The sequence below is a fragment of the Micromonospora sp. NPDC049201 genome (assembly GCF_055586805.1).
Genome location: NZ_JBVJHM010000016.1, coordinates 24,397 through 38,599, shown reverse-complemented (window position 1 = coordinate 38,599; position 14,203 = coordinate 24,397). Strand labels below are relative to the sequence as shown.

Genomic DNA, 14,203 nt, shown 5'->3' with positions numbered 1-14,203 from the left:
TCAGGACGTGACACATGGATCTGACATACGGAAGCGACGTGATGGTGGCGCTGCTCCAGCGCCTCGGCATCCGGTACGTGGCAGCCAATCCCGGCGCCTCGTTCCGGGGCCTGCACGACTCCCTCACCACAAGCGGCAGCCCCGAGGTGATCTCGGCGCTGCACGAGGGCGTCGCCGTGGCCGTCGCCCACGGCTACGCCAAGGCGTCCGGGGAGGTGATGGCCGCCGCCGTGCACAACCTGGTCGGCCTCCAGCAGGCCGTGATGGCGACCTTCAACGCGTACGCCGACCACGCGCCGGTGCTCCTGCTCGGCGGCTCCGGGCCGGCCGACCAGGCCCGCCGCCGCCCGTGGATCGACTGGGTGCACACCGCGAACCAGCAGGGCCAGGCCGTCCGGGACGTGGTCAAGTGGGACACCGAACCCACGTCCGTCGCCGCGCTGCCCGACCTGATGCTCCGCGCCCACCAGCTCGCCGTGGCCCAACCGCCCGGCCCCACCTACGTGGCCCTCGACGCGCTGATGCAGGAGTCCCCCGCGCCCGCGGTCGACCTCGGCGACTGGGGGCCGGCCCCGCTCGCCCCGCCGACCGCCCCGCCGGACCGCCTCGAAGCCGTCGCCGACCTGCTCGTCGCCGCCGAGTCCCCGGTCGTCCTCGCCGACTTCGTCGGCCGGAGCCGGGCCGGCTTCGACGCGCTGCGCCGGCTCGCCGAGACCCTCGCCGTACCCGTCGTGGACCTCGGCAGCCGGCACAACTTCCCCACCGGGCACTGGGCCGACTGCACCGCCGACCGGGCCGGCCGGCTCGCCGACGCCGACCTCGTCCTGGCGCTGGACTGCCGGGACGTCCGCTGGGCGACGTCCCAGGTGGACAACGACCGGCGCGGCTACCGGATGCTCACCCGGCCCGGCACGACACTCGCCGTGATCACCCTCAACGACCTGAAACACAACGGCTTCCTCGACCTGGAACCGCCGATCCGGGCCGACGAGTACCTGGTCGCCGACACCGCGGTCGCCCTGCCCGTCCTCGCCGACCTGGTCGCCGAGCGGGTCGCCCGCCGCGCCGACGCCGTCGCCGCCCGCCGCGAGTGGCTGACCGGCCACACCGCCGCGCTGCGCGCCGCCGAGGGTCCGCCGCCCGAGTCGCCGCACGGCGGCATCACCGAGGGCGTCCTCGCCGCCGCCACCTACGACGCGGTACGCGACGGCCCCTGGCAGATCGGCTTCACCATGTTCCGGGGCTGGCCCCGGCGCACCTGGGACCTGGTCGACTACAACTGCCACCTGGGCGGCTCCGGCGCCGGTGGCCTCGGCTTCGGCATCGGCGGTTCGATCGGCGCGGCGCTGCACCACCGCGACGACGACACCGTGGTGGTCGACCTGCAACCCGACGGCGACCTGCTCTACACCCCGCAGGCGCTCTGGACCGCCGCCCACCACCGGCTCCCGCTGCTGGCCGTGGTGGTCAACAACCGCAGCTACGGCGCGGACTGGCTGCACCAACGTCGGGTGGTGCAGACGCGCGGCGGCGACCTGGACCGGGCCCGACACGGCATGGACCTGACCGGGCCGGACGTCGACCACGCCGGGATGGCCCGCGCCCAGGGCGTCGAGGCGTTCACCGTGACCGACCGCGACGCCCTGACGTCCACCCTCACCGAGGCGGTCAAGGGCGTCCGCGAGGGTCGTCCCGTCCTGGTCGACGTGGTCGTCGACCTGCCGGAGGTGTGATCCGATGCCGGTGCACGCCCCGGTCGGCTTCGCCGACGTCCTCGCCGCCGAACCGCCCGTGTACGCCGCCGGCGTCTGGGACGGGCTCAGCGCCACGCTGGCCGCCGCGGCCGGTTTCCGCTGCCTCTTCGTCTCCGGTTTCGCCGTGGCCGCCTCGCTCGGCCTGCCCGACGCCGACCTCTACACCCGCGCCGACATGACCCGCGCGGTCGGCGTCGCCGCCCGGGCCGGCGGCCTGCCGGTCATCGCCGACCTGGACACCGGCTGGGGCAACGCGGTCAACGCGTACCACGCCGCCCGGGACTTCGAACGGGCCGGCGCGGCGGCGCTGATGCTGGAGGACCAGATCTCCCCCAAGCCGGGGCCGCTGAGCGAGCAGGCCGGGGTGAGTCTGGTACCCCGGGCCGAGGCGGCGGCGAAGGTCCGCGCCTGCGTCGACGCCCGGGACCGGGCCGCCGTGGTCGCCCGGACCAACGCCGACACCGTCGACGAGGTGCTGCGGCGGGCCGAGGCGTACGCGGCGGCCGGGGCGGACGTGGTCTTCCCGATGCGCCACGACGAGACGTTCCCGTTCGAGGCGTGGCAGGCCACCCGGGACGCCTGCGGCCGACCACTGGCCGCCGCGGTCGCCCCCGGCAGTTGGCTGGAACGCGAGCTCACCCCCGCCATCGCCCGGGAACTCGGCATCGCCGTGGTCATCTACGGTCTCCAGGGCCTGCTCGCCACCGCCCGCGCGCTCACCGCGGCGTACACCGACCTGCTCGGCCCGGAGCCCGGCGTGGTCGCCGCCCGGGGCGTACCGCTGCGCGAGTTCACCCGGCTCATCGGCTACGACGAGGTCACCCGGCTCCGCGACCGCTACCTGGGCGCCGGTGGTGTCCCGCCCCGGCCGGGCGGCGCCGACGCCGGGCGGGGCGACACGTGACCGGGCCGAGCGGCACCGTCCTGGCCGCCGCGCACGCGCTGATCGCCCCACTGACCGAGGCACAGGTCGACGCGATCCGCGCCGCCGCCGCACCCGACCCGGTGGTGGTCGCCCGGGACCCCACCACCGTGCTGCGGCACGCCCCCGACGCGGCCGTCCTCTTCGGTGACATCCAGCCGGCGGCCCTCGACGCCGCGCCGAACCTGCGCTGGGTGCAGTCGGTCGGCGCCGGCGTGGACCGGATCGCCGCCCACCTCACCGGCCGCGACGTCCGTCTGGTCTCGGCCAAGGGCGGGATCGTCGGCGCGCACCTGGCCGAGCACGCGTTCGCGCTGCTGCTCGCGCTCACCCGGGGCGTGGCGACGGTGCTGCGCGCGCCCGACTGGACCGACGCGTACCGGATCGCGGTGCGGGCCACCCAGTGGGAGTTCACCGACCGGACCATGCTGGTGGTCGGCCTCGGCGGGGCCGGCCGGGCGGTGGCCCGGCGGGCCCGGGGCTTCGAGTTCGCCCGGATCGTCGCGGTGGAGCCGGAACCCGTCGCGCCCGGCCCCGACGTGGACCTGCTGGTCACCCCGGACCGGCTGGACGAGGTGCTGCCCTCCGCCGACGTGGTGGTGCTCACCGTGCCGCTCACCCCGGCCACCCGCCACCTGTTGGACGCCACCCGGATCGCCGCGATGAAACCCGGCGCGATCCTGGTCAACGTCAGCCGGGGCGACCTGGTCGACGAGTCGGCGCTGCGCGCCGCGCTCACCGGCGGACGGCTCGGCGGGGCCGGGCTGGACGTGGTGGCGCGGGAGCCGCTCGCCGCCGACGACCCGCTGTGGCGACTGCCCAACGTGGTGGTCACCCCGCACATCGCCGGCGGGTCGCCGCGCCGGGCCGAACGGGTGGTCGAGCAGTTCTGCGCGAACCTGCGTCGCTGGCACGCCGGCGAACCCCTGCTCGGCGAGTTCGACCGCAGCCGGGGCTACTGAGATCCCCGGGACCGCCCGCGCGAGGGGTCGCGCGGGCGGCCCCGGGACCGGTACGGCGTGCCGTCCGGGCGGGTTCAGGCGGACAGCACGGCGGCGGCGGAGCGGACGGCGCCGACGGCGTGCGCGAGGGTGGCCAGCGTGGCCCGCTGCACCTGCTCCGCCGGCAGGTCGAAGCCGGCGGCGGTGACCGGCAGCGCGGCGGTCAGGTCGGCGACCACCAGCACGTCGAGGTCGCGGGCGCGGGCGTCCTGGGCCGTGGCCTGGACACAGATGTTGGTGGTGACGCCGGTGAGCACCACCCGGTCCGCGCCGAGCGTGCGCAGCACCACCGCCAGGTCGGTGCCGTAGAACGCCGACTGGCGGGGCTTGACCACCCGGATCTCGTCGGCGCGGGCGCCGAGGCCGGGATGCAGGTCGGCAGCCGGGCTCCGGAACAGCTCGTCGACCGCCGCGCCGTACCCGGCGGTGGTGGCGGCGCCCATCGACACGCCGGGGCGCAGCTCGCGGGTCACCCAGACCAGCGGCACGTCCCGGGCGCGGGCCGCGTCGGCGAACCGGGCGATCCGGTCCACCAGCCCGGCGGCGTCCGGGACGGCCAGCGGACCGGTGACGTACTTGCGTTGGACGTCGATGACGATCAGGGCGTCGCCGGGGCCGAGGGGACGCACGGCTCCTCCCTCCGGGTCGTCGGGCGGTCCCGGTACCGGCCGAGGTCGGCCTCGGGATCGAGCACCGCGTCGAGGAGTTGCCGGGTGTACGCCGCCGCCGGCCGCTGGTAGATCGCGTCGACCCGGTCCAGTTCGACGATCTTCCCGGTGGACATGACCGCCACCCGGTCGGAGATGTAGGCCACCGCCGCCAGGTCGTGCCCGATGAACAGGTACGTCAGCCCGAGCCGGGCCTGGAGGTCGCGCAGCAGGTTGAGGATCTGCGCCTGGATGGAGAGGTCCAGCGCGGCGACCGGCTCGTCCAGCACCATCAGCGCGGGTTCCAGCGCGAGCGCGCGGGCGATGGCGACCCGCTGGGCCTGCCCGCCGGAGAGCTGGTGCGGGAAGCGTGCGGCGTAGTCGCCGTCCAGCCCGACCAGGTCGAGCAGCTCGGTGACCCGGTCCCGCCGCTGGGCCTTCGACCCGCGTCTGTGCACCAGCAGCGGCTCGTCGACGATCTGCCCGATGGTCATCCGGGGGTCCATCGAGGAGTACGGGTCCTGGAAGACCACCTGGAGGTCACGGCGGACGTCCCGCATGGCCTTGCCGGAGAGCCGGGCGATGTCGACGCCGCCGATGACCACCCGTCCGGAGGTGGGGGTGAGCAGCCCGGACATGATCATCGCGGTGGTGGACTTGCCGGACCCGGACTCCCCCACCAGGCCGAGCGTGGTGCCCTTCGGGATGGTGAAGGAGACGTCGTCCACCGCCCGCAGCACCCGGGCCTTCCGGCCGGAGCCGAGTGGATACTCCTTGACCAGGTTCTCGACCACCACGAACGGCTGTTCCGCGTCGCCGGGCCGGGCGTCGACGAGTGGTTCGCCGCCCTCGCGCCAGTAGCCGAGGTCGCCGTCGGCGGTCAGCCGGCCGGTCCAGTGGCAGGCCGCGACCTGGCCGCCGCCGCTCGGTTGCAGGACCGGCAGTTCCTCGGCGCAGCGGTCGGTGGCGAACCGGCACCGGGGGTGGAAGGAGCAGCCTTCCGGCAGCCGGGCCGCGTTCGGTGGCGCGCCGGGAATGGCGGTCAGCGTGGACCGCAGCCGCCGCAACCGGGGCAGCGACCCGAGCAGCGCGGCGGTGTACGGGTGGCCGGGTTCGTGCAGCACCTGCTCCGCGGTGCCGTACTCGACGACCCGGCCGGCGTACATGACGGCGACCCGGTCGGCGACGGCCGCCGCCACGCCGATGTCGTGGGTGATCAGGACGACCCCCATCGACAGGCGGTCCCGCAGCTCGATAATGGTCTCCAGCACCGCGCCCCGGACGCTGGTGTCGAGCGCGGTGGTCGGCTCGTCGGCGAGGAAGAGCGGGGGGTCCAGGGCGATCGCCATGGCGATCATGACGCGCTGGCGCATGCCGCCGGAGAGTTCGTGCGGGTACTGCTTCGCCCGCCGGCCCGGGTCGTCGATCCGGACCACGCCCAGCAGCTCGACCGCCCGCTCCCAGGCGTCCTTCGCCGACGCCCCCCGATGCACCCGCAGGATCTCGGCGATCTGGTCGCCGACGGTGAAGCTGGGGTCCAGCGAACTCATCGGGTCCTGGAACACCATGCCGTAGTTCTCGGCGCAGAACCGGCGCAGCTTCGCGCCGCGCAGCCCGAGCACGTCCCGGCCCTGGAAGCGGACCCGGCCGGCGGTGTGTCCGTTGGCCGGCAGCAGCCCGGCGACGGCGTGCAACGAGACGCTCTTGCCGGAGCCGGACTCGCCGAGCACCACCAGGGTCTCGCCCTGCCGCACCGACCAGGTGGCGCCCCGGACGGCGTGCACCGGCCCCCGGAGGGTGTCGAAGGTGACGTCCAGCCCGTCGACCTCGAGCAGCGGTACGGCGTCAGCGCCGGCCATGCGGATCCCACCTCTCACTCAGCCAGTCACCGACGACGTTGACGCTCAACACGACCAGGGTGATGGCCACGCCGGGGACCAGCGGGATCCACCAGGCGGTGTCGAGGTAGCCCCGGCTGGCGCTCAGCATCCCGCCCCAGGTGGCGGTGGGCGGCGGCACGCCGAGCCCGAGGAAGCTGAGCGAACTCTCGATGACGATGGACCGGGCCACCACGAACGTCCAGACGACGATGAGCGGACCGGCGATGTTGGGCAGCACGTGCCGGGCGAGGATGCCGGCACCCCGACGGCCGATGGCGACGGCGGCCCGGAAGTAGTCGGTGGAGACCACGTTCAGCGTCTTGGCGTGGGCGAGCCGGGTGAACGGCACCCATTCCCAGAGCACCAGCACGATGATCAGCACCGACAGTTTGGCGCCGAAGACGGCGACCACGGCGAGGGCGACGATGAGGAACGGGAACGCGGTGAGGATGTCGACCGTCCGCATGATCACCGACTCCACGATGCCCCGGTAGTAGCCGGCGACGACGCCGAGGATGGTGCCGAGCAGGCCGGCGAAGGTGGCCGCGACGAACCCGACGGTGAAGCTGACCCGGCCGCCGTGGATGGCGCGGCTGAGCAGGTCCCGGCCGAGTTCGTCGGTGCCGAGCAGGTGCGCGCCCTCGCCGCCGAACAGCGACGGCGCGGCGAGCCGGTTGAGCAGGGACTGCTCGTTGGGGTCGTACGGCGAGACGGCCGGGGCGAAGATCGCGGCCAGGACGCCGACGATCAGGAAGCCGAGCGCGATCCGGGCGCCGAAGTGTCTCGGCAGGAGGCGCCGGCGGGGCCGGCGCGGCGCGGGGACGACCTCGGCGACGGGTTCGGCCCCGCCCGGCTCGGGAACGGTCAGCACTGTGCTCATCGGGTCACCAACTGCGCCTTGAGTCGGGGGTCGACCACCTGGTAGAGCAGGTCGACGATGAAGTTGATCAGCACGACGAGCACGCCGATGACGAACACGCCCGCCTGGAGCACCGGGTAGTCGCGGGCGGTGACCGACTCGACCATCAACCGGCCCAGGCCGGGCCAGGAGAACACCGACTCCACCACCACCGAACCGGCGATGAACTGGCCGAGTTCCAGCCCGACGAGCGAGAGCATGGGCACGCTGACGTTGCGCAGGATGTGCCGGTAGCGGATCCGCCGGGTGCTGTAGCCGAGCGAGTTCGCCGTCCGCACGTACCCCTTGCTGAGTTCCTCCAGGGTGTACGCCTGCACCAGCCGCATCTGCCGGGCGCAGATGAAGGCGGCGAGGGTGACGGCCGGCAGGATCAGGCTCACCACCCCCTCCCCGCCGAAGCTCGGCAGCCAGCCCAGGCTGACCGCGAAGATCATGATGAGCACCAGACCGAGCACGAAGTTCGGCACGCTCTGCCCGAGGATGGCGAGGCCGTTGACGGCCCGGCCGAGGAGCCCGTCCCGGTGCACGGCACCGAGCACCCCGGCCGGTACGCCGAGTCCGACCGCGATGAGCATCGCGAGGAGGGTCAGCAGCGCCGACGCCGGGAACCGGTCCAGCACCAACGCCATCGCGTCGCTGCGGTACTGGTACGAGTCGCCGAAGTCGAGCACCAGCAGGTCACCGAGGAACCTCACGTACTGGACGAGCACCGGTTCGTTCAGCCCGAGGTTGCTGCGGATGGCCGCCAGGGTCTCCGGGTCCGCGTCCGCGCCGGCGATGGCCGAAGCCGGGTCGCCGGAGATCCGGACCAGGAAGAACACCAGGCTGGACAGTCCGAGGATGACCAGGACCAGCTGCAGGAGCCGCTGTCGCAGAAGCTTCGCCACGGTCGGACCCCGTCTAGCCCGTCACCTTGGTGATCAGCTCCCAGGCCGGGTTGCCCGCCTGGTCCACCTTGAAGCCCCGGATCTTGTCGGAGCTGGCCCAGACGTCCGGCATGGTCATCACCGCCACCGACGGGACGTCCTCCTTGTAGATCTTCGACAACTCGCAGAACGCCTGCTGCCGCTCCGGGGTGCCCTCCTCGGCCGAGCGCAGCTTGCCGAACCACTCGTCGTACTTCGGGTTGGAGTAGCCGATGTTGTGCTGGGGGTAGCCGGTGACCAGGCGTTCGAGCTGCACGGAGGCGTCCACGAACGGTGAGCTGCTCATGCCCCAGGCGAAGAAGTCGGCCCGTTCGGTGCGGTTGTAGTACACGTCGAGGTAGTTGGAGAACTCCATCGGGGCGATCTCCACCGACTCGACCGCGTCCAGCTTGTTGACCATCTCGCCGATCGCCTGGGCGAGCAGCGTGTCGTTCAGGATGAACCCCTGCGAGGTCTGGAACTTCAGCTTGAGCCCGGAGACGCCGGCCTCGGCCATCAGCTTGTTGGCCGCGGCCAGGTCGTACGGGTACCGGGTGACGTCCTTGCAGTAGCCGGACATGAAGCTCGGCGCCAACTGGCCCTGGCCGACCTGCCCCTTGCCGCCCATCACGCCCTGGACCAGCGCGTCCAGGTCGAGGGACTGGGCGACGGCCCGCCGGACCCGCACGTCGGTCAGCGGCCCGGAGTCGGTGAACAGGTCCACCACGTAGGTGCGGGGCTCGACCGCGTCGTAGACCGTGAACGCGCCGGACTCCAGCGACTTGATCCCGTCGATCGGGACCTTGGTGATGATGTCGACGTCACCGGCGCGCAGGGCGGCCACCCGGGCCGCGTCCTCCGGGATCGCCTTGAAGGTGATCGAGGCCGGCAGCGCCTTGCCCTGCCCGGAGTTGGGGTTCGGCACCAGCACGAGTTCCTTGCCGGGGACGAACTTCTCGACCATGAACGCGCCGGTGCCGATGGGCTTGGCGTTGAACGCCTTCGCGCCCACCCGCGCGTGCTCCTTGGGCGGGACGATCGGCATCGCGCCGAGCAGCCGGGGCAGGATCGCCTCCGGGGCGCTCATGGTGAACCGGATGGTGGTGGCGTCGACCGCTTCGACCTGCTTGATGATGCCGAGCTTGCCGCGGATGCTCGCCTCGTTCTTCGGGTCGAGCATGAACTTGGTGGAGTAGACGACGGCGTCGGCGTCGACCGGCTCGCCGTTGGCGAACTTCAGGTCCTTGCGGAGAACGAACTGCCAGGTCAGGTCGTTGACGCGGGTCCACGACTCGGCGACGCCGGGGACCACCTTGGCGCCCTCGCCGAGGGTGTCGACCCGGGTCAGCAGGGACCAGACCGGGTAGGCGTAGAAGGAACGCGGCGGCGACGTGGCGGAGAATGCGTCCAGGTCGGGGTTGATCACCCCGACCCCGACCACGATGTCCGCCCCGGCTGCTCCCGGGGAGGAGTCCGCCTCCGCCGCGCTGTCCCCGTTGGACGAACTACAGGCTGTGGCCAGGAGGGCCACCACCCCGACCAGAGCAGAAACCTTCAGGGCTCTGAACCGGCCGAGAACTCCCGTCTTCGGACTCATCCCGGCACCCCTCTCCCATGCGATTCGCACATTCGATCCGCTTAGCGGAACAGTGTTTCTACACACTAGGTCCGGCTTCTCCGCAGTGTCAACGGCCTGACGTGCCGTTATGGACCCGTGCTCGGGTTTGCGGTACGTTCAGCGAAACATCGTTCCGCTGAATGGACCGCTTGTGGCGCCTTCCCTACCGCTCGGTACCGGCGGGATCCTGACCGTCACCGCACTGTCCGCGGTCGGCGCCACCGGCTACGGAACGCTCGCCCCGGCGATGGCGGAACTCGCCGCCGCGTACCAGGTCTCGGAGGCCGCCGTCGGGCTCCTCCAGGGCGTGATCGCGGTGCCCGGCATCGTGCTGACCGTGGCGCTGGGCGGCCTCTCCGACCGGCTCGGCCGCGGCCGGGTGGCGCTCGGCTGCCTGCTGCTGTTCTCCGTCGCCGGTACCGCCTGCGCGCTCGTCGACTCGTTCGGCACGGCCGTCGCGCTCCGGGCGGTCCAGGGAATCGGCTTCGCCGGCCTGCTCACCATCCCCCCGACCGTGATCGGCGAGACGCTGACCGGTGCGGCCCGGCAGCGCGGCCTGGCGGTCAACACCTTCGTGCTGACCACCGCCTCCACCGTCGGACCGATGGCCGGCGGCGCGGTGGCGAGCCTCGGCGACCCACGCGCCGCGTTCTGGCTCTACGCGCTGGGCGCGCTGCTGGTGCCCGGAACCGTCCGGGTGCTCGGGCTCGGCCCCGGCCGGCGGCCGACCCGGGACCACCGCTCCGCCCGGCTCCTGGCCGACCTGCGACGCGCCGGCGAGCTGCGTACCGTGGTCGGCGCGCTGGCCCTGACCACCGTCGTCATCGGCCTGATGACCGCGGCCACCGCGGCGATGCTGCCGCTGGCCCTGGACCGGGTCTTCGAGGTGCCCCTGGCGGCCCGGGGTCTGCTCGTCGGGCTCGGCAACGTGGGCAGTCTCGCCGCCTCGGCGGCCCTGGCCCTGCTCGCCGGGCGGACCGCCGACCGGCAGGTCGCCCGGATCGGGCTCGGGTTGTGCGCGGTCTCCCTGCTGCTCACCGCCGCCGCCCCGGCGGTGTGGGTGGTGGCGGTCGCCGTGGTGCTCCTCGGCGTCGGGGTCGGCTGCGCGTACAACGCCTCCGTGCACGCCGTCTCCCGGCAGCCGGTCGACGGCCGGGGCATGCTCATCGGCGCGTGGTCGGCGTCGTCGCGGCTCGGCCAGTCCACCGGCCCGGCCGTGGGCGCGCTGCTGGTCGGCGTGGTCGGCCCGATGGCCGCGTTCTCCGTCGGTGGCGCCGCCGCCGCGGTCGCGCTCGTCGCGCTCACCGCGGCCGGCCGGCGTCGGTGACGCACGCCCCGACGGCGGGGCGGATCAGTCGGTGAGACCGTAGAGGCGCAGGGCGTTGTCGCGCAGCACCGCCGTGGCCGACTCCGGCCGCAGGCCCAGCTCGGCGAACTCCGTCATGGCGCGCTCCGGGTCGATCACCGGGTAGTCGGTGCCGAAGAGCACCTTCTCCCGGCCGAAGGTGTTCATGTAGTGCACCAGCGCGGCCGGCCAGTGCTTCGGGGCGTACGCGTCCACCCCGATGTACACGTTGGGGTGCTTGTACGCGACCGCGATCATCTCCTCGGTCCACGGCCACCCGGTGTGGATGCCGACCAGCTTCAGCTCGGGGAACTCGCAGGCGACCGTGTCGAGGGTGATCGGCCGGCCGACGCTGCGCAGCGGCCGGGCGTCGTCGTAGCGCAGGCAGTGGCCCACCTGGAGCTGGATCGGCACGTCCAGCTCGGCGCACTTGGCGTAGATCGGGTAGTAGCGCCGGTGGTCCGGGGGCAGCCCGAACCAGTGCGGGTACGAGTGCGCGCCGACGAAGCCGTACTCGGTGACCGCCCGTTCCAGGTGCCGCAGCTCGGCCATGCCGGCGGTCGGGTCCAACCCGACCAGGCCGCTGAACCGGTCCGGGTGCGCGGCGACCAGTTCGGCGACGGTCTCGACCTGGAGCGCGAAACTGTTGACGTCACCGGCCGGGCCGAGCTTCGCGGCGATCAGGAAGGACCGGGCGATCCCGGCCCGGTCCATCTTGGCCAGGTACTCCTCGATCGTCGTCCCGGGCAGCCGGTCCCCGGCGCCGATCTTGCGGCCGAGGAAGTCCTTCGACCAGGCCGGTCGCGCGGCCACGATCTCGGGTGTGTACGGATTGACGACCACGTCGATGGCACCGGTGTACACGGTCAGTCACGACCTTTCTGAGAGCTACGTGTCGACGACGTCAGCCGACGTGGCGGCGGTCGACGAGACGACGGGGTTTGGCGTCGGCCAGCGGGTCGTAGATGTCGTCCACGCCGACCACCCGCACCTCGGGCGTGAGGTGGGTCAGGTCGCGGATCCGCGACCGTACGGCCGAGACCAGCGCGTCGGCGTCGCGGCCGGCGACCGGGGCGACCTCGACCACCACGCCGTCGCCGGAGAGCGCGTCGCCGGGGCGCAGGTGGTCGAGAACCACCCGGTACTCGGCGACGCCGGCCAGGTCGACCAGGGCGTCGCCGAGCACGGTCAGGTTGACCAGCGTGCCGTTGACCTTGACCAGGTCCTTGGTGCGGACCGGCTGGGAGACGATCCGCTCGGCGGTCCGCCCGCAGGCACACCGTTCCCGGGTCAGCCGGACGATGTCGCCGACGGCGTACCGGAGGAAGGCGGTGCCCCGGGCCCGCAGGTGGGTGATGAGCAGCAGGCCGGGTTCCCCGTCGGGCACCGGCTCGCCGCTGGCCACGTCGACCGTCTCCAGGTGGATCAGACCCGGGGTGGGATTGTGCCAACCCGTTCCCTCCCCGCACTCGATCATCGACCAGCCCTCGGTCGAGCCGTAGCGGTTGGCCACCCGGGCCGTCTCCGCGCCCACCGCGCGCAGCCGGGCGCGCAGATCCTCGACGCCGGCGGCGCTCGTCGCCTCGCCGGTGACGAAGCACCAGCGGACCGTGGGCAGCCGCAGCCCGCGTTCGGCGGCCCGGATCAGCACCCGGCGGACGAACCCGGCGACCCCCCACAGCACCGTCGCGCCGTGTGCCGCCACCAGGTCGATCGCCTCGTCGAGCCGGCGGTGCACCGGCCAATCCGGCGAGGGGCGGCCGGTGTGCCCCTGGAAGATGGTCGCCCCGATCGCCGCCGCCGTCCGGTCGGCGCGGATCCGGGCGCCCATCGGGAACGGGGTGAGCGGGAAGAGGTTCGCGATCACCTCGTCGGCGCCGAGACCGAGCAGCCGGGCGCAGCGCCGGGCGTGCAGCAGGTAGGCCCAGTCGTCGCTGGTGGTGACGTAGAGCGGGGCGGGCGCGCCGCTGGTGGTGCCGGTGGTGTAGATGACGTACGCGAGGGTGCGTTCGGCGACCGGCAGGTCGGCCGGTGCGGTCAACCGGAAGGACTCGGGGTCACCGAGGAAGTCCTGCTTGCCGGTGACCGGAAGCCGGCGCAGGTCCGCGACCCCGCGTACCCGGTCCGGGTCGACGCCGGTGCGCGCGAAGAGTCGACGGTAGTGCGGGTGGTGCCGGGCCAACAGCTGGACCTGCGCCGCGATCAGCGGGTCGCGTAGCCGCTCCACCTCGCCGGGGTCCGCGTAGAGCACCGAGTCGCCCGATGGGTCGAGCGCGGATGGCACCGACACCGCTGTTCCCTCCCGCGGGGCGGTCCGGCCCCACCGCTGGTGGGCATCACTCCGTGGAGCGTTGCCCGATGATCTCCGACTCCCGGTGGCCCATCAGGGCCGAGAGTCGCCGTACGGCGTCCAGCAGCGCGTCGGCCGCCTGGTCGATCTTCGGTTCGAAGCGGCGCAGTGGACCGCACACGCTGATCGCCGCGGTCGGCTTGCCCCGGTGGTCGAAGACCGGGGCCGCCACCGAGGCGGCGTCGGCCTGACGCTCCCCCAGCGACCGGGCGTACCCGCGCCTGCGGATGCGGTCCAGGTCGGCGCGGAGCTGCTCGGGCGTGGTGATGGTGGTGTCGGTCAGCCGCTCGAACGGGCCGGTGGCGAGGTAGGCGTCCTGCTCCTCGGGGTCGAGGAAGGCCAGCAGCGCCTTCGACGACGAACCGGCGTGCAGCGGGTACGGATGGCCGAGCCGCACCGACATGCGGATGTCGGTGGGCGGGGTCTCCTGGTCGATGTAGATCCGGGTCCAGCCGCTGCGGATGGAGAGCGTGGAGGTTTCCTGGGTGGCCGTGACCAGCTCGTGCAGGATCGGCTGCGCCATTCGACGCACATCGATGCCTTCGAAGTAGGTCAGGCCGAGCTTGAGGGCCGCGTGGCCGAGCGCGTACCGGCGGGTCTGCGGCTCGATCTGGATGTAGTCCTTCTCCAGCAGGGTCGACAGGATCCGGTGCACGACTGCCTTCGACAGCCCGAGCGCCTTGGATATCTCGGTGACCCCGAGGGTGGACTCCCTCCGTTCGGTGAAGAGGGTGAGCACCTCCATCGCGCGGCCCACGGTGAGAATCGTCTTGCTGGTCTCGGTCACTGAGAGTCCCTCCGCTGCGGCGTCGGACCACTTCGGTCCGTGACGCGGCGAACGAGATTGTACGCCGGGGGCGAC

At 72.9% G+C, this 14,203-nt stretch carries 12 protein-coding genes; 4 read left to right on the top strand and 8 right to left on the bottom strand.

What is annotated here, in order from left to right; translation table 11 throughout:
* Positions 1–14 precede the first annotated feature (14 nt).
* Genes ACZ6O5_RS28340 through ACZ6O5_RS28330 form a run of 3 tightly spaced genes read left to right on the top strand, consistent with a single transcriptional unit; the run spans position 15 to position 3,638 of the window.
* Positions 15–1,733, top strand: a complete 1,719-nt coding sequence (locus ACZ6O5_RS28340; protein ID WP_465980963.1) for a thiamine pyrophosphate-binding protein — start codon at positions 15–17, stop codon at positions 1,731–1,733.
* Positions 1,734–1,737: 4 nt separating this feature from the next.
* Entirely contained in the window at positions 1,738–2,658 is a 921-nt protein-coding gene (locus ACZ6O5_RS28335) for an isocitrate lyase/PEP mutase family protein (protein WP_465980962.1), read from the top strand.
* Complete coding sequence (locus tag ACZ6O5_RS28330; protein ID WP_465980960.1) at positions 2,655–3,638, top strand: D-2-hydroxyacid dehydrogenase; 984 nt, start codon at positions 2,655–2,657, stop codon at positions 3,636–3,638. The genes ACZ6O5_RS28335 and ACZ6O5_RS28330 overlap by 4 nt, the downstream gene beginning before the upstream one ends.
* 74 nt (positions 3,639–3,712) lie before the next feature.
* Here the strand turns inward: ACZ6O5_RS28330 and ACZ6O5_RS28325 are convergent, their stop codons facing one another.
* From ACZ6O5_RS28325 to ACZ6O5_RS28305, 5 genes are read right to left on the bottom strand one after another with little or no spacing between them, the layout of a single operon-like run.
* Positions 3,713–4,306, bottom strand: coding sequence for a cysteine hydrolase family protein (locus ACZ6O5_RS28325; RefSeq protein ID WP_465980958.1), 594 nt, complete (start codon positions 4,304–4,306; stop codon positions 3,713–3,715).
* Positions 4,276–6,183: a dipeptide ABC transporter ATP-binding protein gene (locus ACZ6O5_RS28320; RefSeq protein ID WP_465980956.1), complete on the bottom strand. Its 1,908-nt coding sequence runs from the start codon at positions 6,181–6,183 to the stop codon at positions 4,276–4,278. Before ACZ6O5_RS28320 ends, ACZ6O5_RS28325 begins: the two co-directional genes overlap by 31 nt.
* The gene (locus ACZ6O5_RS28315; RefSeq protein WP_465980954.1) at positions 6,170–7,084 is read right to left on the bottom strand and encodes an ABC transporter permease; all 915 of its coding nucleotides are present in this window, start codon (positions 7,082–7,084) and stop codon (positions 6,170–6,172) included. Before ACZ6O5_RS28315 ends, ACZ6O5_RS28320 begins: the two co-directional genes overlap by 14 nt.
* On the bottom strand, positions 7,081–8,010 hold the full coding sequence (locus ACZ6O5_RS28310) for an ABC transporter permease (RefSeq protein WP_465980952.1): 930 nt from the start codon (positions 8,008–8,010) through the stop codon (positions 7,081–7,083). Before ACZ6O5_RS28310 ends, ACZ6O5_RS28315 begins: the two co-directional genes overlap by 4 nt.
* A gap of 13 nt (positions 8,011–8,023) precedes the next feature.
* Positions 8,024–9,625 carry an ABC transporter substrate-binding protein gene (locus ACZ6O5_RS28305; RefSeq protein WP_465980950.1) on the bottom strand — a complete coding sequence of 534 codons (1,602 nt, stop codon included), beginning with the start codon at positions 9,623–9,625 and terminating at the stop codon, positions 8,024–8,026.
* 172 nt (positions 9,626–9,797) lie between these two features.
* On the opposite strand from ACZ6O5_RS28305, the gene ACZ6O5_RS28300 reads away from it, so the two are divergent.
* Complete coding sequence (locus tag ACZ6O5_RS28300) at positions 9,798–10,973, top strand: MFS transporter (RefSeq protein ID WP_465980948.1); 1,176 nt, start codon at positions 9,798–9,800, stop codon at positions 10,971–10,973.
* 24 nt (positions 10,974–10,997) lie between these two features.
* On the opposite strand, the gene ACZ6O5_RS28295 is transcribed toward ACZ6O5_RS28300, so the two are convergent.
* From ACZ6O5_RS28295 to ACZ6O5_RS28285, 3 genes are read right to left on the bottom strand one after another with little or no spacing between them, the layout of a single operon-like run.
* The gene (locus ACZ6O5_RS28295) at positions 10,998–11,855 is read right to left on the bottom strand and encodes an amidohydrolase family protein (protein WP_405093765.1); all 858 of its coding nucleotides are present in this window, start codon (positions 11,853–11,855) and stop codon (positions 10,998–11,000) included.
* A 40-nt stretch (positions 11,856–11,895) separates the two neighbouring features.
* Positions 11,896–13,281, bottom strand: a complete 1,386-nt coding sequence (locus tag ACZ6O5_RS28290) for a phenylacetate--CoA ligase family protein (RefSeq protein WP_465980945.1) — start codon at positions 13,279–13,281, stop codon at positions 11,896–11,898.
* Positions 13,282–13,327: 46 nt separating this feature from the next.
* A complete protein-coding gene (locus tag ACZ6O5_RS28285; RefSeq protein ID WP_465980943.1) occupies positions 13,328–14,128 on the bottom strand; it encodes an IclR family transcriptional regulator in 801 nt (266 codons plus the stop codon).
* Positions 14,129–14,203 lie beyond the last annotated feature (75 nt).